Genomic DNA, 17,358 nt, shown 5'->3' with positions numbered 1-17,358 from the left:
TCTTTACCCAGAATAGGCAGAGCTAAACCGGCCGCGCGACTCCGATACGCCGACATTTCGACCTAACCGAATTGCCGGAATTGCACTGTGCGCCTGTGGCCCCTGCCGCGGTGCCGCCCCAGGGAGGATATGCCCGCCGCCGGTGGACGTTCGGCCCTGCCGGTGGACCGGTCGGATGCCGCACCGTGGGAACGGGGGCCGATTCGAAAGGACGATCATGGGTGAACCAGTGGTGCATTGGGAGATCGGCGGGCCCGACGCGGCCGCGCTGCGGGAGTTCTACGGCAAGGTTTTCGGCTGGACGATGACCGGCGCCGGACCGGACTACACCCTCGTAAATGCCGAGGAAGGCGGCCTGGCAGGCGGAATCATGCAGACGAGCCCGGACATTCCGCCGTATGTGACCGTCTACGTGCGGGTGCCGGACCTGGAGGCGAAACTGGCCGAGATCCGCGGGCTCGGTGGTGAGACCGTCGTCCCGCCGTCGGCGATCGGCGACGGTATGACCTTCGCGCTGTTCTCCGATCCCGGCGGCGCGATCGTCGGCCTGCTCCAATACTCCGAATCCGCTTCGGCAGGTGAAAGCTCATGAGGCACAAACGAGTCGCCGATGTCATGACCCGGGACGTGGTGACGGTGCCGGCCGACGCCCCGTTCCGGAAGGTGGCGCGCATGCTCGCCGAGCACCGGGTCAGCGGCGTCCCGGTGCTCGATGCGGACGGCCGCGTGGTCGGGATGGTGTCCGAGGCCGATCTGCTCGGCCGCCAGGCCCGCGCCGGCGGCGCGAACGGGTCCGCGCTGTGGCATCTGCTGCGTCACAAGGCTTTCGCCCGCAGCGGCGCGACCCGAACCGCCGCCGACCTGATGACCGCACCCGTGGTGACGGTGTCCGCCGACGACCGGCTGCCCGCCGCCGCCGCGATCCTGGCCCGCCACGGCGTCAAACGCGCACCCGTACTCGATGCCGACGGAACACTGCGCGGCATCGTCAGCCGCAAGGACCTGCTGTCGGTCTACCTGCGCCACGATGCCGACCTGGCCGCCGAGATCCGCGAGGAGGTCCTCACCCGCGCCATGACCGTGCCGCCGCGCCGGGTCACCGTCGAGGTCCGCGGCGGAATCGTCACCCTACGCGGAAACGTGGAGCGGCGGAGCATGATCGAGATCATCACCGTGCTCACCGAGGCCGTCGACGGCGTGGTGGACGTGCACAACGAACTGACCGCCGACCTCGACGACACCCAGCTGCCGTCGCCGCCCCCGGAGAACGTGGGCATCCTGCACCGATTCACCGGACGCTGAGACGCGCCGAGCCCTCAGGACACGAGTTCGAGTACGCCGCGCGGGTTCCACGGCATCGGGCCGGTGGGAAATCCGAAGCGCACCAGCCGATGTGGCGCCTGCGCGGCGAAATGCGCCACGAAGGGCGGCAGGAAGCCCGCGATCACCGTGTCCAGCACCGTGTTCACGTGCGCGAAGCTGGGGCGGACCCGCACCTGCCAGCAGTCGATCCGACCCGGCGGCACTGCCACGGCGGTCAGCTTCTCCACGCGGGTGCGCAGTGGCCAGTGTACCGAGAATGCCAGCCACACATCGAATTCCGCCTTCGCTCCCTTGCGGAACTCCAGGCCGCGCAGCAGCGTGAGACCGCCGATCAAGGGCATGACGTTCGCCGGGAACGGTTCGATAGCGCCACCGAACTGCAGGTGCCTGGTCCCGAGGAAGTACGCCTCCTCCCGCGAGACGACCACATCGCCGGACCGCGTCCGCGCGCGATAACTTTCCGCGCGCAGGTGCCCTCCTGCCCGCAGGAACCGCTGCTCCACGGTGATTTCGAAGCTCTCGCCGACCCCCGCCGTCAGCACCGACACGTATCTGTCGCCGTCGTGTCCGACGGTATGCCCGACCAGGAACCTCTGCGACCGGTCGGCGATCCCGATGCGATACACCGATTTCTCACCGTCGTCGATTCCCGGATCACGGAATGTGCCGTTCACCTGCTGTCCGCCCTGTTCGATGGTCGTTCGCGCCCCGCCGATCACCGCGAGGAGCGCGCGCCCGGACGCACGGTCATGCCGAGCGCGAGCACCGCGAGGCCGAGCGCCACGCACACCGGCTGCAGCCAGACGAATACGCGAATGGTGTACACCTGCACGATGATCCAGCAGATCAGCATGCCACCGCTCAGCATGGCGAGCTCCGGGGTGCGGGCGTCGGCGCGGGCGGCGAAGACGGCGGTGAGGGTCATGGGCAGGCCCACCACGACGGCGAGTGCGATGCCGCCGAAGACCGGACTGTCGAACGGGAGCCGGTCGCTGATGGTGGGCCCCAGGTCGATCACTCCCGTCACGAGGCCGAGCGCTCCGGCGAGCGCCCAGATCGCCACGAATCCGGACAGCAGGACGAGCACGGATTCCCGTGTGTCGAGTTCTCGAACGAATCGGGTGAGCGCCATACCCTTACGGTCCCGCACCACCGCTGACATCGTCAGATGCTATGTGCCCGGACACGAGTGACCTAGGGCCACTCGCACTCCGCGCCGCCCACCCGCAACCGCGCCACCGCACGGAAGGCAGCCGTTCCGGGCCCGGGAACAGCTGCTAGCCGGTAACAACGGTCACGACGCCCGTGGTCGCGTTCCACTCGATCGCGCCGTGCTGGAAGTCGCTGCGGCGACCGCCGGTGATGTCGTACTCGTCGCTGACCGGCAGGCCGAGCGTGCTGCCGGTGCCGCCGAACTGGAGGTAACGAGACAGGATGGCGCCGTGCACCTCGTGCGCGGCGGTGCCCGCCGACCAGTAGACGTTGCCGCCCTGGAATTGCGAGGCCCGGCCACCGGTCACGCCGACTTCGTCGGATATCGGGTAGCCGAGGAATCCGCGCTCCCAGGCCATTGCGGACCACTTGTCGCGGATCGCGCCGTAGACCGCGTGCGCCTGGCCGACCGGGCTCCAATAGATCGAGCCGCCCTGGAAGTGGTTGAAGCGGCCGGCGCCGTCCGGAGTGGCGGTCTCGTCCGTCACCGGGTATCCGAGGAACGAGGTCACCGAGCCGAGCCCGAAGTACTTGCCGCCGATCGCGCCGTGCACCTCGAAGGCGCCGATGTCGTTGCGCCAGTACAGGCGGCCGCGCTCGAACCACTGCACCGCACTCGTTCCGGCCGTGGTGGCCGCCATCTCGCCCGAGCGCGGTGCACCGAGCACCGAGGACCGCGCACCGAGTGCGGCGTACTTGGCCGCGATCAGACCTCGGGTGACGGAACGGTAGGGATCGGTGAAGCCGTAGCCCATGTTCCGCAGTGTCGCGATGATCGAGGGCAGCGCCGCGGTGTCGGTCGACTCGTTGCTCAGGTGCATCACGATCGTCGCGCCCGGCACCGTGTACTGCCGGACGCGCGCGAGAATGGTGTCGAGACTCGCGCCGGCGTATCCCGTCGTGTCGAAGGTCCAGTCGTAGTTGACGTAATAGCCGTGCGTGGCGAGGTCACCGTTGACGCCCGCGTCCTGGTATCCGTCGCGGTAGGGGGCGCGGAACCAACCGCCGCAGCTGTAGCCGAGCCGGTTGAACGCCGCCTCCGCGCGATCCAGCTGCGCCCAGCGGTCCGCCTGGGACAGGCCGGTGAAGTAGGATGGTCGTAGCTGTGGTTGATCAGCTTGTGCCCGGCCGCCAGCAGCGTCCGCGTCTGATCGGGATACTTCTCGACATAGCGGCCCGTGAGCGAGAACCCCGCGACGATCCCGTTGTCCCGCAGAATGCGCACCACGTCGTCCGGCTTGCCGGGACTCCACCAGTCCGCGTCGAAGGTGAGGGTCACCGATTTGGTCGTCGTGTCGTAGGCGCGGGTGAACACCGCGGCCGCCGGCGGCGGTGCGTCCGCGGCCCCGGCGGCCATCGGGACCAATGCCACGACGGCGGCGGCCGCCAGTGCCGCAATCCTGTTCCGGCCGAATGCCATCGCGTCACCTCCGGCGAATGAACGAGCGCATGCCTCACCATGCCCGCTCCACCGGTCCGGCGAGCAGGGACGTTGGTCCCGGATCCGCGGGCCCCGAGTCCTCTCCGCCACGCGAATAGTGCTGTCGGCGAAGACTATTGGGATACAGTGAATCGATCCGACAGGGGAAGCCGGTGACTGCCTGGTCATGATCGAGCGCGCCAGTCCTACCGATCGGGCATTCCTGGCCATGGATACCGGGCCGATGCCCGAACAGTTCGGCGCCGTCCTGGTCCTCGGCGGCGGCACGCTCGATCTGGACCGCGCCCGCCGGCTGCTCGCCGAACGCATGCACAGCGTGCCCCGGTTGCGGCAGCGGCTCGTTCGCACGCCCTTCGGGTGCGGCGGGCCGGTGTGGGTGGACGATCCGAGATTCGATATACACGACCATGTCCGTGCGATCGCATGTCCCGCACCCGGTGATGAGCAGGCACTGCTGGACACCGCGCTGGCGGTGATCACGAGCCCGCTGCCGCGGAACGCGCCCTTGTGGTCGGCGGTGCTGATCACCGGAATGGCGGACCATGGTCATGCACTCGTGGTCGTGCTGCACCATGTGCTCGCCGATGGCGTCGGCGGGCTCGCGGTGCTGGCCGGCCTCGTCGACGTGCCGGTCCGAGCTCCGGCCCGCGACGACTTTCCCCGCCCCGCGCCCGCCATATCCGATTTGGCCCGTGAGGCTTTCGCGACCCGGCGGCGCGCCGTGCGGAACCTGCCCCGGGCCGTACGCATGCTGCGCGGTTCCCTGCACGCCGCGGGTGGTCTCCGGCCGGTTCGGGCGGCGCCGGGATCCCTCAACCAGCGCACCGGGCCACGCCTGCGACTGGCGGTGGCCCGCGCCGACCTCGCGACGCTGCGCGCAGCCGCGCACCGGCACGACGCCACGGCCAATGACGCTCTGCTCGTCGCGGTGGCGGCGGCACTGCACGACGTGCTGCTGGCGCACGGAGAATCCCTCGACCCGATCGTCATGACCGTGCCGGTCGCCGGCCGCCGCGCCGCTGATCCGAATCTCGGCAATGCGGTCGGGCCGATGCTGGTATCGGTACCCGCCACCGGCCCTGTGCCGCAACGGCTTCGGCAGGTGGCCGCCCAGGTTCGCGCGCACCGCGCCGCCGCCTCCGGCCCGCCGCCGATCGCCGTGCTGGGCTGGCTGTTCCGCCCGCTGGCGGCCCTCGGCGCCTTCCGCTGGTACATGAACCATCAGCACCGATTCCACACCCTGGTCTCCCACGTCCGAGGCCCCGCCGAGCAGGTGACATTCGCCGGATTCCCCATCACCTCGGCGATCCCCATCGGCGTCGGCCCCGGCGGCAACACCCCGGTGTACTTCGAAGTGCTCTCCTACGCGGGCACACTCACCGTGACGATCGCGGCCGACCCCGACCACTTCCCCCACCTCGCGGAACTGACCGCCGCGCTGGGCGCCGAATTCGACAGCCGCACAGGATGACAGCCCATCAGGGAACGAGGACGATCTTGCCGGTGGCGGCCGTCGTATCCAGCAGCTCGTGTGCCCGGCGTGCCTCGGTCAGCGGCATGCGTTCGGCGACCACCGGGTGGATTCGCCCCTCGCGCAGCAAACCGATCAGTTCGGACAGGTCGGTCCGGAACCAGTCGGGATGGCGGTCACGGAGTTTCGCGATGCGGTACGTCGACACCCGCCGCGCGGGCGAAATCAGCCCCGCCAGCATGGCGGCGGCTCCCGAACCGTAGAACTCGATCAGGCCACGCCGGCTGCGACGGCCGCGTGCGAGCGTCGAGTAGTGACCGAAGAGGACGAGCCTGCCGCCGCGCCGCAGTGCCCGATAGGAACGCAGCGACACCGGCCCTCCGATGCCGTCGAACACGATATCGACCCCGCCATCGCTCGAGGCGCGCACCCGGGCCAGGAAATCTTCGGAGGTGTAGTCGATCGGCACTCCGCCGAGCTTCTCGACCAGCGCACAGTCCTGCGGTGCGGCGGTCCCGTACACACGAAGTCCCGCGGGCTCGGCGAGTTCCAGCAGCGCGACCCCGACGCGCCCCGCCGCCCCGTGATAGAGCGCCGTCTCCCCCGGTTCGGCTCTCGCCGCCCGGTGGATCAGCTGGTATGCGGTCATATACGGAAAGATCACGCTCACCAGCACCGCCGGGTCCACCTCCGCGGGCACCTTGATGGCCAATTCCTCGTCGACACAGACCATTTCGGCATATCCGCCCCACACCACCAGGGCGGCCACATGGTCGCCGGGCCGCAGCGCCGAGCATCCCGGGCCCACCCGTTCGACGACACCCGCGAACTCGTAGCCGGGAGTGAACGGCGGCTTCGGTCCACCGGGATAGGTGCCCGCCCGCAGCAGCTTGTCGGTGAACGAAACACCCGCCGCCCGCACGCGCACGCACACCTGCCCCGGCCCCGGCGCGGGCGGCTGTTCCTCGACCACGGTGAGGACTTCCGGACCGCCGTAGCGGGAAACGACGACGCGTTTCATCTGCGGTCGCCCTGGGCCGGCTCACAGCGCTGGGCCAGTTCGGCCATGAGGGTGCGGTAGGTGTTCCGGTCGAGGCGGTTGGCCAATCTGTCGGCCAGCAGCGCGTTCTCGGCCAGCAGGGCCGACCAGATCTGGGCGTGGTCGGCCCAGTCGGCGGTCAGGTGGGGCGGTATCCGGGTGTCGGACTCCGCGGTGAGCGGGGGGTCGCGGCGGTATACGGCCGACGCGGCGGTGGGACGATCGCCGGTGGAGCGATGACGCTTGGCCAGGGGTTCGACGAATGCCCACCACGCGTATCCCACCGCCACCGCGCTCACGACGGTCAGCACGATGCCTGTGACCATCGTCTTCTCCCTCCTCGGTGGACGTACTGCGCCGAGTGTGCGCGCCCGCAGCCAGGGCGCGGCAGTGGAATCCGGCCGTCGTCGGATGGACGAAGGTCCCTGAAAACCGTCGCCCGCGGCGCGTTGCCCGGCCGCGCGGCCGGCCTCCTGACATGGGCCGGGAGCCTCGGTCCCGCAAGAGGATTTCGGCTCGAACACGTGCAGCCGCGGTAACCGCCGGGGTGACGAATGCCTCTTCGGCCCGACACCGATCATCGGGTGTTCTGAAATCGTGCCCTGCGCCGGCTACCCGGGTTACCGCACTCTCCGCGAGCCCACCACACTCGCGCCCGTCGACGACCATCGGCGATCCCACACAGCCGCCGGTGTAGCAAAGGAGAAGTCATGCGTATCGGATTGATCGCTCCCCCATGGGTTCCCGTGCCGCCCCCGGCCTACGGCGGCACCGAGGCGATGGTCGACAATCTCGCCCGCGGCCTGGCCGCGCTCGGCCACCAGGTGCGGCTGTTCACCGTCGGCGAGTCGACCTGCCCCGTACCACGGTCGTACCTCTACGAACAGCCCTTCAGCCCGATCGGCGTGGCCGTGCCGGAGGCCGCCCACGTGCTGGCCGCCTACGAGGAACTCGCCGACGTCGACATCATCCACGACCACACCGCCCTGGGCCCGCTCATCGGCCCGCGCCCGGACGGACCGCCGGTGGTGTCCACCTGCCACGGCCCGTTCGATCCCATGAACTCCCGCAATATCGCCGCCTACGCCGACCGGGTCGCGCTGGTGGCGATCTCCCACGCGCAGAAGCGATTCGCCGCGCCCATCCCCGTCACCGCGGTCATCCACCACGGTATCGATCTCGACACCTACCGCTACGGTGACGGCGGCGGGGGCTACCTGATGTGGATCGGCCGCATGTGCGCGGCCAAGGGCCCGCACCGCGCCGTCCGCATTGCTCGCGCCGCCGGGCGAAAACTGGTGCTGGTCAGCAAGATCCGCGAAGCCGAGGAACACGCCTTCTACGAACAACACGTGCGGCCGCTGCTCGGCCCCGACGATCCCGAGCCCCGGGAACTCCCCACCGCGGACCGGGTGCGACTACTGCGATCGGCCGACGCCCTGCTCAACCCGATCGACTGGCCCGAACCCTTCGGCCTCGTCATGGCCGAAGCCCTCGCCTGCGGCACCCCCGTCCTCGCCTGCCCCCAGGGCGCTGCCCCCGAGATCGTCGACCACGGCCGCACCGGATTCCTGTGCGCCGATGACGAATCCATGCAGCAAGCCATCGACCGCATACCCACCATCGACCGCCGCGGCTGCCGCACCGCCGCCGAAACCCACTTCGGCCTCACCCGCATGGCCCGCGACCACGTGGCCCTCTACCGGCGCATCCTGGCCCGCGCCGACCGCCGCGACATCATCGCCGCCGTCCCCACCGCACCCGGCGCCGCCTGAACGCGGAAACACAAGCAACGGCAGGGAATCCACACTATTCCCGATGTGCGAAGTCCGCGGATCACGTACGCCGGGGGTCACCGTCAGGGCAGTTGGATGGTGTGCTCGCCTGCGTCGATGGCCTGCTGCAGGCGGGTGCGGGACAAGGTGTGCGGGCCGCATTCGCAGGATGCCGGGAGGGCGTCGTCGGAGAGTTCGTCGCCGGAAAGCAGATCGGCGAAGCGGGTGCCGTGCCGGTGCGCGCCGTGGGCGGTGTCGACGAAATCGCGCGAGCCGTGGGCGTGGGGTCCGGTCGAGGACTGGTAGACCGGGCCGATCGGGGTGTCGAGCACCATGGCCACATGGTGGCCGCGACCGCAGCGCACGTGCACCATGACCTGCTCGCTGCGATGCACCATCGAGTTCAGGACGCGTTCGGCCAGCTCTCGCCGTTCCGGTGCGGACGGTTTCGAAATCTTCGTCATCACTTCACCATCGCTGCTGGTAGGCATGGGCAGGAGGGCCGAAGTCAACCGTTCGAAGGGACGATCGGCCATTGCCGATGGCGGTGGGTCGCGCCCCGTCGTGATACCGGCGCAGCTGCCGGATTCGGGGCCTTTTGCGGCCGAATGGGCCGGGGCGTGGTGACGTTCGGCTCTCATGTGAGCGGTGGCCGCGGTGACACAGTTTCCGGAATGGAGGCAATGATGCGCGCTGGAGCGACGAAAACGGATGCTATTGTTCAGGTTTCGGTCGGTCACCATGTCTCGGCCGGCGGGGCCGATTACGCCCGCGAGAAGATCGGCCGTATTCTCGCCTGCGCTCCCGAGCCGGTGCTGTCGGCGCGGGTGCGCCTGACCGGGCACCGGGATCCGGCCGCGGTGAATCCGGTTGTCGCCCAGGCGAATGTGAACATGAACGGCCGGGGAATCCGAGTGCAGGTCACCGCACCGACGACTCGGGAGGCTGTCGACCGGCTCGCGGCCCGGCTCAAGCAACGATTCGAACGGCTCGCCCGGCATTGGGAGGCCATCCGCGGCCGCCGCCCGGCCGCCGGGCCGCACGAATGGCAGCACGATGCGCCGCCGCGCATTCCGCTGCCGTATTTCCCGCGCGCGGCCGAACAGCGGGAGGTGGTGCGCCGCAAGACATTCGCGCTCGCCGAGCAGACCTGCGACGAGGCCGCGTTCGACATGGAGATGATGGACTACGAGTTCCAGCTGTTCACCGAACTCGGCAGCCGCACCGACAGCGTGCTCTACCGCAGTGGCGGCCGGTACCGGCTCGCCCAGCTGACTCCCCATCCGGAGGCCGTCCGGCGCGGCCGCGCGCCCTTCACTCTCAGCCCGGCGCACGCGCCGGTGACCGATATCGCCGGCGCCATCGCACGGCTGGAGCTGACCGGGTGGCCGTTCGTGTTCTACCGCGACCGCGCCTCCGATCGCGGCCGCGTCCTCTACCACCGCTACGACGGCCACTACGGGCTGCTCACCCCCGCCGCCTGACGAGCCGAGATGACCGACAGCCGTTCCGATCGCAGCGCCGTGGTCGTCGGGACCGACGGTTCCGCGACATCGCTCAATGCCGTCCGATGGGCGGCCTATATCGCCGAGGCGATTCACGAACCGCTGGTCATCGCCAGTGCGCCGCGCTGGCACGACGCCGCCGGCCGTGCGGCTCAACGCGCCGCCACGCTGGTCCGCCGCGGCGCCCCGCACCTGCCGATCAGCACCGAGACCCTCTCGGAGGCAGCCGGTTCCGCGCTCGTCGCGCTCAGCGCGCGGGCGCGGATGCTGGTGGTCGGGGCGCAGACCGCATGGGACACCCGGCTCATCGGCCCGACCACCATGGAGGTCGCCCGCCACGCGCACTGCCCGGTCGCGGTCTGGCGCGGCGCGGCGGGCCGCCCGATCCCCCGCCGCAAACCGATCGCGGTGGGCGTGGACGGTACCGCGCTGAGCGCCACGGCGGTGCAGGTGGGATTCGAGTTGGCGGCGGCCTTGCGGGTGCCGCTGCGGGCCGTGCACTGCTGGCCGTCCACCCGTATCGAACCGGTGGGCCGCGCGGCCGATCGCACGGACGCCGAGCGTGCGGTGCTGGCGGAGGCGCTCATCGCGCACCGCAGCGCGCATCCGGAGGTCGAGGTCGCCGAGGTGGCCGTGCCCGGTGTGCCCGGAACCGTCCTGGCGGAGGTGGGGCGCGAGGTGCAGTTGCTGGTGGTCGGCACCCGCGCCCGCAATACCGCGACCGCCGCGCTCTTCGGTTCGACGAGCCGGGATCTGCTGCATCATGCCCCCTGCCCGATCCTGCTCTGTCGCTGAGTTCGGCCGCAGAGGTGGCCGTCCGAGGTTACCCTCAGCCGTCGGTCACGAGGTAGTAAGCGGCCAGCGCTGTCCCGAAATGCTTTGTCTGATCGATGATTCCGGCGGCATCGGTGGCGACGAAACCGGCCCGCCAGGCGGTGGTCAGTTCGACGAAACCGCCGACGGCCATGAGGACCGATCCGCGAAACCGTTCGCGGTCCCGGCCGGGGCGCAGATGCGGCGCCATGCCGGTGGCGAGAACCTCTGTCGCGCCGAGGATCAGTTGGTGGCGGCGGCGCTCGAGGACGGCGCAGCCGGCGTGGTCGCCGAAGAGCACCGGCGCGCGGCGCGGGTCGTCGGCGAAGTTGACGACCACCGTCTCGATCGCCCGGTACAAGACGGCGAGTGGGGGCTCGCCGGAGAACTCGCCCAGAATGGCGGTCAGGGTGGCCGTGGTCTCGTCGCGCACCCGGTCCCACGCCGCCACCAGAACGGCGTCCCGATCGCTGAAGCTCTCCCGGAAGTAGCGGTCGTTCAGACCGGCCCGCGCACACACGCTGCGCAAACTCACCGCGCCCCAGCCGCCTTCGGACCAGACGTCGATGGCGGCGTCGATCAGGCGGTCGCGGCGAGCCGCCCGCCGGGCCTCGGCGGTGCGGCCGCCCCAGGTGTGCGGGGAAGGCATGAACCCATCTTGACAACACCGCGCCGCCCGGGCGTCAATTGGTGACGGAGTGTCACCAATCGGTGTCGGTCGCAGAGGGAGTGCCCGGGATGAGATGGTCCAGTTCCGCATCGCGCCAACTGTCCGCATCGAGTGACGATGTCTGGGCCCTGATCTCCGATCTGTCCCGCAGCGGGGAATGGCTGCCGTGCCACGATCATTGGCAGCAGCCCCTGCCGTCCCCACCGAGGCGAGGGCGGTCCGCGACCGAGCAGGTGACGATTTTCGGCGCCGTCCACGCGATCCGCTGGACGATCACCGAATGGACGCCCTCCTCGGCCCTGCAGCTCGGCGCCACCGCCCCGGGACTGCTGATCTCCTACGGCGCGCAGTTGCAGCCGATCGACGGCGGTTCGAGCAGCATCACCCTGCGGACCGTGCTCAGCGGACCGATACTGCGGCAGCTGAGCACCGGCCGGCTCCGCTCCGCCACGAGCGCCGAACTGGACCGAGCCGTCACCAAGCTCGAAACCCTGTTCCGATAGGACGGTCCCGCCCGCGCGGAGGTCGTTCGGCGGGCGGGTTCGGGCCCTTCGACCGCAGCGGGCACGTACGGCGGCGGTCGATGCTGGGCCCGGAGGTGAGTGGTGATGGCGCAGGCGCGACGCACAGCGGATATCGACGATCTGGGTCTTTCGCCGGTCGCGCGCACGGTCGTCGAACAGCGCTATCTGCGGCGTGACGACCAGGGGCGGATCTGTGAGACGGCCGGGCAGATGATGGACCGTGTCGCGGGGTTCGTCGCGCAGGCCGAGGACGCGTACCGGACGCGGGAGCCCGACCAGTGGGCAGGGCGGTTCGCCGAGCTGCTGCGCAGCCGTGAATTCCTGCCCAACTCACCGACATTGATGAACGCGGGCACGGGCGTGGGTGTGCTGTCGGGGTGCTTCGTCCTGCCGATCGAGGATTCGCTGCGGTCGATCTTCGGCACTTTGCGCACCGCGGCGTTGTTGCATCGGGCCGGCGCGGGGACCGGCTTCTCGTTCTCCCATCTCCGTCCCCGCGACGATGCGGTGGCCTGCACCGGAGCCCGCGCCGGCGGACCGGTCTCGTTCATCGAGCTGTACGACGCCGCCGCACAGGTGATTCGGCGCGGCGGACGGCGACGCGGTGCGAGCATGGCCGTGCTCGACGTGCACCACCCCGATATCCAGGAATTCGTGCGCGCCAAGTCCGGCCCCACCGCGCTGCCGACGTTCAACCTCTCGGTCGGGGTCACCGACGAGTTCATGCTGGCCGCGACGGCGGATCGCCCCCATCCGCTGATCGATCCGCACACCGGACGGGTGGTGCGGGAGATCTCGGCCCGCGCGCTGCTGGAAACCATTGCGGCACAGGCGTGGCGCTCCGGAGAGCCGGGAATGCTGTTCCTGGACACCATCAACCGCGCCAATCCGCTGCCGTCACGGGGCCGGTTGGAGGCCACCAACCCGTGCGGGGAGGTGCCGCTGGCCCCGTACGAATCCTGTAATCTCGGTTCGCTCGCACTCCCCCGGTTCCTGGCCGGTGATCGCCTCGACGAGCAGCGCCTCGCCGAGACGGTGCGGGTGGCGGTGCGGTTTCTCGACGATGTCATCGATGTGGCCGACTATCCCGTGCCCGAGCTCGCCGCGGCGGCCCACGCCACCCGCAAGATCGGCCTCGGCGTCATGGGGCTCGCCGAAACCCTTGCGGCACTCGGGCTTCCCTACGACAGCGCGCCCGCGGTGGCGTTCGCCCGCCATCTCATGTCGCGGATCGCGCAGTGGGCGCACGCCGCCTCCCGCGAACTCGCCGCCGAGCGCGGCCCCTTCCCGCTGTTCGACCGCAGCCGCTGGGCCGCGACAGCGCCGGCGCCCATGCGCAACGCCCAGCTCACCTCGATCGCGCCCACCGGCACCATCGCCCTGCTCGCCGGCACCTCCGCGGGCATCGAACCGCTGTTCGCCCTCGCCTACACCCGGCATCTGCTGGGACGCGATTTCGTTCAGGTCGAGCCGCTGTTCGAACGCCTCGCCGCCGACCGCGGCCTCTGGACTCCGGACCTGGCGGCCGAGATCGCCGCCACCGGCACCGCCGCCCACCCCGGCGTCCCCGCCGATCTGCGCCGCCGATTCGTCACCGCGCACGAGATCGATCCGTACTGGCATGTCCGCATGCAGGCCGCCGTGCAAGAGCACACCGACGCGGCCGTCGCAAAAACCGTTAACCTGCCCGAATCCGCCGATATCGATCAGGTGCGCACTATCTTCCGCCATGCCTGGCGCGCCGGCTGCAAGGGCGTCACCGTCTATCGCACCGGCAGCCGCCGCGATCAAGTCCTGCGGCCACCTCGGGTGCCCGCCGCCGACGGCAAGGTCGATGTGCACGGCACGTACGCCGGGGGGACTCCCGTCGCCGGGCGCGCACCATGACAGCGATCGCGCGCAGCCGCCGTTCGGAACCGTCACATCATGCCCATATCCATCTCCATCGGCGGGAAGACACCCTGCTGGTGCAGCCACATCATCATCGTGTGCAGGATCCGGTGCAGTTCCGTCATGGCCCGTTCATCTCCTCGGTCCGCCGCGGTGCCGGCCGGCACCGCTGTGCTGTCGAGGATGCGGCGGCCGACAGCGCGACGACAGGGCCGGATGGCGCCGGGCGGGCGGCGGGAGCCCTTGACCGAAACGGACTTTCGCCCCTGGCACGGGCTCATCCACGCTGGTGACCATGGACACAGGAGGCCGGTGATGAACAAACACACGCGGCGCAGTACCGCCGTTCTCGATGCCGGGGGCATGCTGTGGGCTACCCAGCAGAGCACGCTCACGGCCGTGCTGGGCCGTCGGCCCGGTGTCCTCGAGGTATCCGCCAATCCGGTGTCGCAGACGGCGAGCGTCGTCTACGACCCGGACCGCACCTCCGTGGCCGAGTTGGCCGACTGGATCCGGGACTGCGGATTCCATTGCGCCGGTAGGTCGGTACCGGCCCATCTGTGCGATCCGATGGCGGAGCGATCAGCGGCGGCCTCGCCCGGGCGAGCGGCCACGACGCACGAGGACATGGCGCACGGCGCGCACGAGGGCATGGCGCACGAGGGCATGCCGATGGCGGCGATGGTCGCCGATATGCGCAACCGCTTCCTGGTGGCGCTGCTGTTCTCGATCCCGATCGTGCTGTGGTCGCCGATGGGCACGCAGCTGTTCGGGGTGGAGTTGCCGGTGCCGTTCGGGCTGCGCCAGGACGTCTTCGCGCTGCTGCTGAGCCTGCCGGTGATCCTCTACTCGTGCCGGATCTTCTTCGCCGGCGCCGTCGACGCGCTGCGCCGGCGGACCCTGGACATGATGGTGCTGGTCGCGGTGGCGGTCGGCGCGGGCTGGGGCTATTCGCTGGTCATCACCCTCACCGGCGGTGGCGAGGTGTTCTACGAGGCCGCGACGGTGCTGGCGTCGTTCGTGCTGCTGGGGCACTGGTTCGAGATGCGCGCCCGCGGCGGCGCCAATGCGGCCATCCGCGCCCTGCTCGATCTCGCTCCGCCGAAAGCCATTGTGCTGCGGGATGGTTCGGAGACAGAGATTCCGACCGCCGAGGTGGTGGCCGGCGATCTGCTGCTGATCCGGCCGGGCACGAAGATCGCCGCGGACGGCGTGGTCGAACACGGCGACAGCGAGGTCGACGAGTCCATGGTCACCGGCGAAAGCCTGCCGGTGCACAAGGAACCCGGCGCCGCGGTACTCGGCGCGACCATCAACACCACCGGCACGCTGCGGGTCCGCGCCACCAAGGTCGGCGCCGACACCGCACTCGCGCAGATCGTCGAACTCGTTCAGCAGGCCCAGAATTCGAAGGCTCCGGGCCAGCGGCTCGCCGACCGGGCCGCCTTCTGGCTGGTGTTGGTCGCCCTCATCGGCGGCGGCCTGACGCTGGCGGTGTGGCTGCTGGCGACCGATCGCCCGTTCGGCGCCGCCATGCTGTTCGCCATCACCGTCGTCGTCATCACCTGCCCCGACGCCCTGGGCCTGGCCACCCCGACCGCGGTCATGGTCGGCACCGGACTCGGCGCCCAGCGCGGGGTGCTGTTCAAAAACGCTCTGGCCCTGGAGACCTCGGCGCGCATCCAGGTGGTGGTCATGGACAAGACCGGCACCCTCACCAAGGGCGAACCCGAAGTCACCGAGATCATCACCGCGGCCGGCCGGACCGAGTCGGAGGTGCTGCGGCTCATCGCCGCCGTCGAACGCGAATCCGAGCATCCGCTCGCCGCGGCGATCGTCCGCCGCGCCGCCGCCCATGGCGTGAGCGACGCCTTCGCCATCGATTTCGAAAGTGTGCCCGGCCACGGCGCCATCGCCACCGTGCAGGGCCGGCGCGTGGCGGTCGGCAACCGAAAGCTGTTCGAGCGCGAGACAATCCCATTGGGCGAGCTGGCCGCCGACCGTGACCGGCTCGCCGCCACCGGCCGCACCGCCGTGCTGGCCGCCGTCGACGGCGCCGCGGTCGCGGTCATCGGCATAGCCGACGCACCCCGCGACACCGCCTCCGCCGCCGTGTCGGCGCTGCACGATCTCGGCATCGAGGTCGTCATGCTCACCGGCGACAACCAGGCCACCGCCGACCGCATCGCCGCCGGGCTGGGCATCGACACGGTCATCGCCGAGGTGCTGCCCGGCGACAAAGCGGCCACGATCGCCCGGCTTCAGCGCGACGGCCGCATCGTCGCCATGGTCGGTGACGGCGTCAACGACGCCCCCGCCCTGGCCCAGGCCGACCTCGGCATCGCCATCGGCGCGGGCACCGACGTCGCCATCGAAACCGCCGACCTGGTGCTCATGCGCTCCGACCCCCTCGATGTGCCCACCGCCCTGCGCATCGGCCGCGGCACCCTGCGCAAGATGCGCCAGAACCTCGGCTGGGCAATCGGATACAACACCATCGCCCTCCCGATCGCCGCCGGCGTCTTCGAACCCGCCCTCGGCCTCACCCTCCGCCCGGAAATCGCCGCCCTGTCCATGTCGGGCTCGAGCCTCATCGTCGCACTCAACGCCCTCGCCCTGAAACGCCTCCGCCTCCCGGCGACCACACCTGCGCTGCAACCGATCACGGTGCCGGAATCCGGCGAGGCGAATGAATTGCGGCCCTCGGCTTCACCGAGGAGCCCGCAATGAGCCCGGGCAGCCTGCGTGGCGGAGTGGTCGGCGCGGCCGTACTGGGTGCGTTCTATGGCGTGGTGGTCGGCTGGGTCGGCGGGGTGGAGCATCTCGGGCAGCAGGCCGTCGCGGATTGGCCCTGGTTGCTGGCGATTCTGGCCGGGTTCGGCACCCAGATCGCGCTGTTCCTCGAGCTGCGGCGGCGGCGCCGTCTGCAGCAGGCGATGCGCGCGACGGCCGGTACCGGCGCGGCGGCGTCGGCGGTGGGCATGGTCGCCTGCTGCGCGCACCACATCGCCGATCTCGCACCGGTCATCGGCGCATCCGGTGCGGCGGTGTTCCTCACCGAATTCCGGGTGCCGATCATGTCGGCCGGAATCGCCGTCAATGCGGTGGGCGTGGTGCTCGCCGCACGCAAGCTGCGCCGGCTACCGGTGCCGGTGCTCTCCGGAGGTGAGCCGCAATGACCAGTCTGTTTCCGCCGACCCGCCGAATTGTGATTCCGGCGGTACTGATCCTGTTGTCCGCGGCGGTCGCGGCATGGGTGGTGTTCGGGCGGGTCGGCGACGAGGCCGGCGGCCTGGGCACACGGACCGCGAGCGCCGGTGACATCGAGGTGACCATGACCGCGACAGCACTGGGGCCCGCGCGCGCCGAGTTCGAGATCGAATTCGAAACCCACACCGGCTCACTGGATCTCGATCCGGCTGCCGCGGCGACGTTGCGGGTCGCGGGCAGCGCGGTCGCGACGACCCCGGCCTGGGACGGACCGGGACCGGGCGGGCACCATCGTGCGGGCACGCTGCGGTTCGAGGTCCCGATCCGCTCCGGTGACACGGTGGAATTGCATCTCACCGGATTGCCCACCGAGGTGACCGGTGTCTGGACCGCACCCTAGGAGGGCAGGTTCCGCTATGACCGAACGCACGGTTTCCCGCGAAACCCATGATGTCGCGGAGAATCTCACTGAGAGCGCCCCCGCT

19 protein-coding genes are annotated in these 17,358 nt (G+C 70.2%); 11 read left to right on the top strand and 8 right to left on the bottom strand.

Annotation, left to right across the window (positions count from 1 at the left end):
- Nucleotides 1-217: 217 nt before the first annotated feature.
- Entirely contained in the window at nt 218-592 is a 375-nt protein-coding gene (locus ACYQ5L_RS17320; protein WP_459958721.1) for a VOC family protein, read from the top strand.
- Nucleotides 589-1,302 (top strand): CBS domain-containing protein, encoded by a 714-nt coding sequence (locus tag ACYQ5L_RS17315; protein WP_459958720.1) that lies wholly within the window; start codon nt 589-591, stop codon nt 1,300-1,302. Before ACYQ5L_RS17320 ends, ACYQ5L_RS17315 begins: the two co-directional genes overlap by 4 nt.
- A 14-nt stretch (nt 1,303-1,316) precedes the next feature.
- On the opposite strand, the gene ACYQ5L_RS17310 is transcribed toward ACYQ5L_RS17315, so the two are convergent.
- The 4 genes from ACYQ5L_RS17310 to ACYQ5L_RS17295 all read right to left on the bottom strand — a co-directional run bounded on the left by ACYQ5L_RS17310 (nt 1,317) and on the right by ACYQ5L_RS17295 (nt 3,892).
- A complete protein-coding gene (locus ACYQ5L_RS17310; RefSeq protein ID WP_459958719.1) occupies nt 1,317-1,997 on the bottom strand; it encodes a hypothetical protein in 681 nt (226 codons plus the stop codon).
- A gap of 41 nt (nt 1,998-2,038) precedes the next feature.
- Nucleotides 2,039-2,485 carry a hypothetical protein gene (locus ACYQ5L_RS17305; RefSeq protein WP_459958718.1) on the bottom strand — a complete coding sequence of 149 codons (447 nt, stop codon included), beginning with the start codon at nt 2,483-2,485 and terminating at the stop codon, nt 2,039-2,041.
- A gap of 115 nt (nt 2,486-2,600) precedes the next feature.
- Nucleotides 2,601-3,290, bottom strand: a complete 690-nt coding sequence (locus tag ACYQ5L_RS17300) for an LGFP repeat-containing protein (protein ID WP_459963453.1) — start codon at nt 3,288-3,290, stop codon at nt 2,601-2,603.
- Between the two features lie 65 nt (nt 3,291-3,355).
- On the bottom strand, nt 3,356-3,892 hold the full coding sequence (locus tag ACYQ5L_RS17295; RefSeq protein ID WP_459963452.1) for a polysaccharide deacetylase family protein: 537 nt from the start codon (nt 3,890-3,892) through the stop codon (nt 3,356-3,358).
- Between the two features lie 250 nt (nt 3,893-4,142).
- On the opposite strand from ACYQ5L_RS17295, the gene ACYQ5L_RS17290 reads away from it, so the two are divergent.
- The gene (locus ACYQ5L_RS17290; RefSeq protein ID WP_459958717.1) at nt 4,143-5,447 is read left to right on the top strand and encodes a wax ester/triacylglycerol synthase domain-containing protein; all 1,305 of its coding nucleotides are present in this window, start codon (nt 4,143-4,145) and stop codon (nt 5,445-5,447) included.
- Nucleotides 5,448-5,454: 7 nt separating this feature from the next.
- Here ACYQ5L_RS17290 and ACYQ5L_RS17285 read toward each other — a convergent pair whose 3' ends face one another.
- Both ACYQ5L_RS17285 and ACYQ5L_RS17280 read right to left on the bottom strand, forming a co-directional pair.
- The gene (locus ACYQ5L_RS17285; protein WP_459958716.1) at nt 5,455-6,468 is read right to left on the bottom strand and encodes a medium chain dehydrogenase/reductase family protein; all 1,014 of its coding nucleotides are present in this window, start codon (nt 6,466-6,468) and stop codon (nt 5,455-5,457) included.
- Nucleotides 6,465-6,812, bottom strand: coding sequence for a hypothetical protein (locus tag ACYQ5L_RS17280; protein WP_459958715.1), 348 nt, complete (start codon nt 6,810-6,812; stop codon nt 6,465-6,467). The genes ACYQ5L_RS17285 and ACYQ5L_RS17280 overlap by 4 nt, the downstream gene beginning before the upstream one ends.
- Before the next feature lie 384 nt (nt 6,813-7,196).
- Here ACYQ5L_RS17280 and ACYQ5L_RS17275 point away from each other — a divergent pair, with 384 nt between their 5' ends.
- On the top strand, nt 7,197-8,261 hold the full coding sequence (locus ACYQ5L_RS17275) for a glycosyltransferase family 4 protein (RefSeq protein WP_459958714.1): 1,065 nt from the start codon (nt 7,197-7,199) through the stop codon (nt 8,259-8,261).
- 83 nt (nt 8,262-8,344) lie between these two features.
- On the opposite strand, the gene ACYQ5L_RS17270 is transcribed toward ACYQ5L_RS17275, so the two are convergent.
- Entirely contained in the window at nt 8,345-8,725 is a 381-nt protein-coding gene (locus ACYQ5L_RS17270) for a hypothetical protein (protein ID WP_459958713.1), read from the bottom strand.
- 219 nt (nt 8,726-8,944) lie between these two features.
- Here ACYQ5L_RS17270 and ACYQ5L_RS17265 point away from each other — a divergent pair, with 219 nt between their 5' ends.
- Both ACYQ5L_RS17265 and ACYQ5L_RS17260 read left to right on the top strand, forming a co-directional pair.
- Nucleotides 8,945-9,745 (top strand): ribosome hibernation promotion factor, encoded by an 801-nt coding sequence (locus ACYQ5L_RS17265; protein WP_459958712.1) that lies wholly within the window; start codon nt 8,945-8,947, stop codon nt 9,743-9,745.
- 9 nt (nt 9,746-9,754) lie between these two features.
- Nucleotides 9,755-10,561 carry a universal stress protein gene (locus ACYQ5L_RS17260; RefSeq protein WP_459958711.1) on the top strand — a complete coding sequence of 269 codons (807 nt, stop codon included), beginning with the start codon at nt 9,755-9,757 and terminating at the stop codon, nt 10,559-10,561.
- 34 nt (nt 10,562-10,595) lie between these two features.
- Here ACYQ5L_RS17260 and ACYQ5L_RS17255 read toward each other — a convergent pair whose 3' ends face one another.
- A complete protein-coding gene (locus ACYQ5L_RS17255; protein WP_459958710.1) occupies nt 10,596-11,228 on the bottom strand; it encodes a TetR/AcrR family transcriptional regulator in 633 nt (210 codons plus the stop codon).
- A gap of 89 nt (nt 11,229-11,317) precedes the next feature.
- Here ACYQ5L_RS17255 and ACYQ5L_RS17250 point away from each other — a divergent pair, with 89 nt between their 5' ends.
- From ACYQ5L_RS17250 to ACYQ5L_RS17230, 5 genes are all read left to right on the top strand, one after another.
- Nucleotides 11,318-11,752 carry an SRPBCC family protein gene (locus ACYQ5L_RS17250; protein ID WP_459958709.1) on the top strand — a complete coding sequence of 145 codons (435 nt, stop codon included), beginning with the start codon at nt 11,318-11,320 and terminating at the stop codon, nt 11,750-11,752.
- Nucleotides 11,753-11,857: 105 nt separating this feature from the next.
- Nucleotides 11,858-13,660: an adenosylcobalamin-dependent ribonucleoside-diphosphate reductase gene (locus tag ACYQ5L_RS17245; protein ID WP_459958708.1), complete on the top strand. Its 1,803-nt coding sequence runs from the start codon at nt 11,858-11,860 to the stop codon at nt 13,658-13,660.
- 318 nt (nt 13,661-13,978) lie between these two features.
- Nucleotides 13,979-16,393 carry a heavy metal translocating P-type ATPase gene (locus ACYQ5L_RS17240; protein WP_459958707.1) on the top strand — a complete coding sequence of 805 codons (2,415 nt, stop codon included), beginning with the start codon at nt 13,979-13,981 and terminating at the stop codon, nt 16,391-16,393.
- The gene (locus tag ACYQ5L_RS17235; RefSeq protein ID WP_459958706.1) at nt 16,390-16,842 is read left to right on the top strand and encodes a hypothetical protein; all 453 of its coding nucleotides are present in this window, start codon (nt 16,390-16,392) and stop codon (nt 16,840-16,842) included. Before ACYQ5L_RS17240 ends, ACYQ5L_RS17235 begins: the two co-directional genes overlap by 4 nt.
- A complete protein-coding gene (locus tag ACYQ5L_RS17230) occupies nt 16,839-17,273 on the top strand; it encodes a hypothetical protein (RefSeq protein WP_459958705.1) in 435 nt (144 codons plus the stop codon). The genes ACYQ5L_RS17235 and ACYQ5L_RS17230 overlap by 4 nt, the downstream gene beginning before the upstream one ends.
- Nucleotides 17,274-17,358 lie beyond the last annotated feature (85 nt).

It is taken from the genome of Nocardia sp. IFM 10818, assembly GCF_054655275.1.
Note: the sequence above shows the minus strand (reverse complement) of the source record. Positions and strands in the feature narration are given on the sequence as shown.

Excerpts from the sequence above, each read along its gene's own strand:
- ACYQ5L_RS17320 (WP_459958721.1), top strand. The coding sequence starts at position 218 with ATGGGTGAACCAGTGGTGCATTGGGAGATCGGCGGGCCCGACGCGGCC.
- ACYQ5L_RS17315 (WP_459958720.1), top strand. The coding sequence starts at position 589 with ATGAGGCACAAACGAGTCGCCGATGTCATGACCCGGGACGTGGTGACG.
- ACYQ5L_RS17305 (WP_459958718.1), bottom strand. The coding sequence starts at position 2,485 with ATGTCAGCGGTGGTGCGGGACCGTAAGGGTATGGCGCTCACCCGATTC.
- ACYQ5L_RS17300 (WP_459963453.1), bottom strand. The coding sequence starts at position 3,290 with ATGGGCTACGGCTTCACCGATCCCTACCGTTCCGTCACCCGAGGTCTG.
- ACYQ5L_RS17295 (WP_459963452.1), bottom strand. The coding sequence starts at position 3,892 with ATGGCCGCCGGGGCCGCGGACGCACCGCCGCCGGCGGCCGCGGTGTTC.
- ACYQ5L_RS17290 (WP_459958717.1), top strand. The coding sequence starts at position 4,143 with ATGATCGAGCGCGCCAGTCCTACCGATCGGGCATTCCTGGCCATGGAT.
- ACYQ5L_RS17285 (WP_459958716.1), bottom strand. The coding sequence starts at position 6,468 with ATGAAACGCGTCGTCGTTTCCCGCTACGGCGGTCCGGAAGTCCTCACC.
- ACYQ5L_RS17280 (WP_459958715.1), bottom strand. The coding sequence starts at position 6,812 with ATGGTCACAGGCATCGTGCTGACCGTCGTGAGCGCGGTGGCGGTGGGA.
- ACYQ5L_RS17275 (WP_459958714.1), top strand. The coding sequence starts at position 7,197 with ATGCGTATCGGATTGATCGCTCCCCCATGGGTTCCCGTGCCGCCCCCG.
- ACYQ5L_RS17270 (WP_459958713.1), bottom strand. The coding sequence starts at position 8,725 with ATGACGAAGATTTCGAAACCGTCCGCACCGGAACGGCGAGAGCTGGCC.
- ACYQ5L_RS17265 (WP_459958712.1), top strand. The coding sequence starts at position 8,945 with ATGATGCGCGCTGGAGCGACGAAAACGGATGCTATTGTTCAGGTTTCG.
- ACYQ5L_RS17260 (WP_459958711.1), top strand. The coding sequence starts at position 9,755 with ATGACCGACAGCCGTTCCGATCGCAGCGCCGTGGTCGTCGGGACCGAC.
- ACYQ5L_RS17255 (WP_459958710.1), bottom strand. The coding sequence starts at position 11,228 with ATGCCTTCCCCGCACACCTGGGGCGGCCGCACCGCCGAGGCCCGGCGG.
- ACYQ5L_RS17250 (WP_459958709.1), top strand. The coding sequence starts at position 11,318 with ATGAGATGGTCCAGTTCCGCATCGCGCCAACTGTCCGCATCGAGTGAC.
- ACYQ5L_RS17245 (WP_459958708.1), top strand. The coding sequence starts at position 11,858 with ATGGCGCAGGCGCGACGCACAGCGGATATCGACGATCTGGGTCTTTCG.
- ACYQ5L_RS17240 (WP_459958707.1), top strand. The coding sequence starts at position 13,979 with ATGAACAAACACACGCGGCGCAGTACCGCCGTTCTCGATGCCGGGGGC.
- ACYQ5L_RS17235 (WP_459958706.1), top strand. The coding sequence starts at position 16,390 with ATGAGCCCGGGCAGCCTGCGTGGCGGAGTGGTCGGCGCGGCCGTACTG.
- ACYQ5L_RS17230 (WP_459958705.1), top strand. The coding sequence starts at position 16,839 with ATGACCAGTCTGTTTCCGCCGACCCGCCGAATTGTGATTCCGGCGGTA.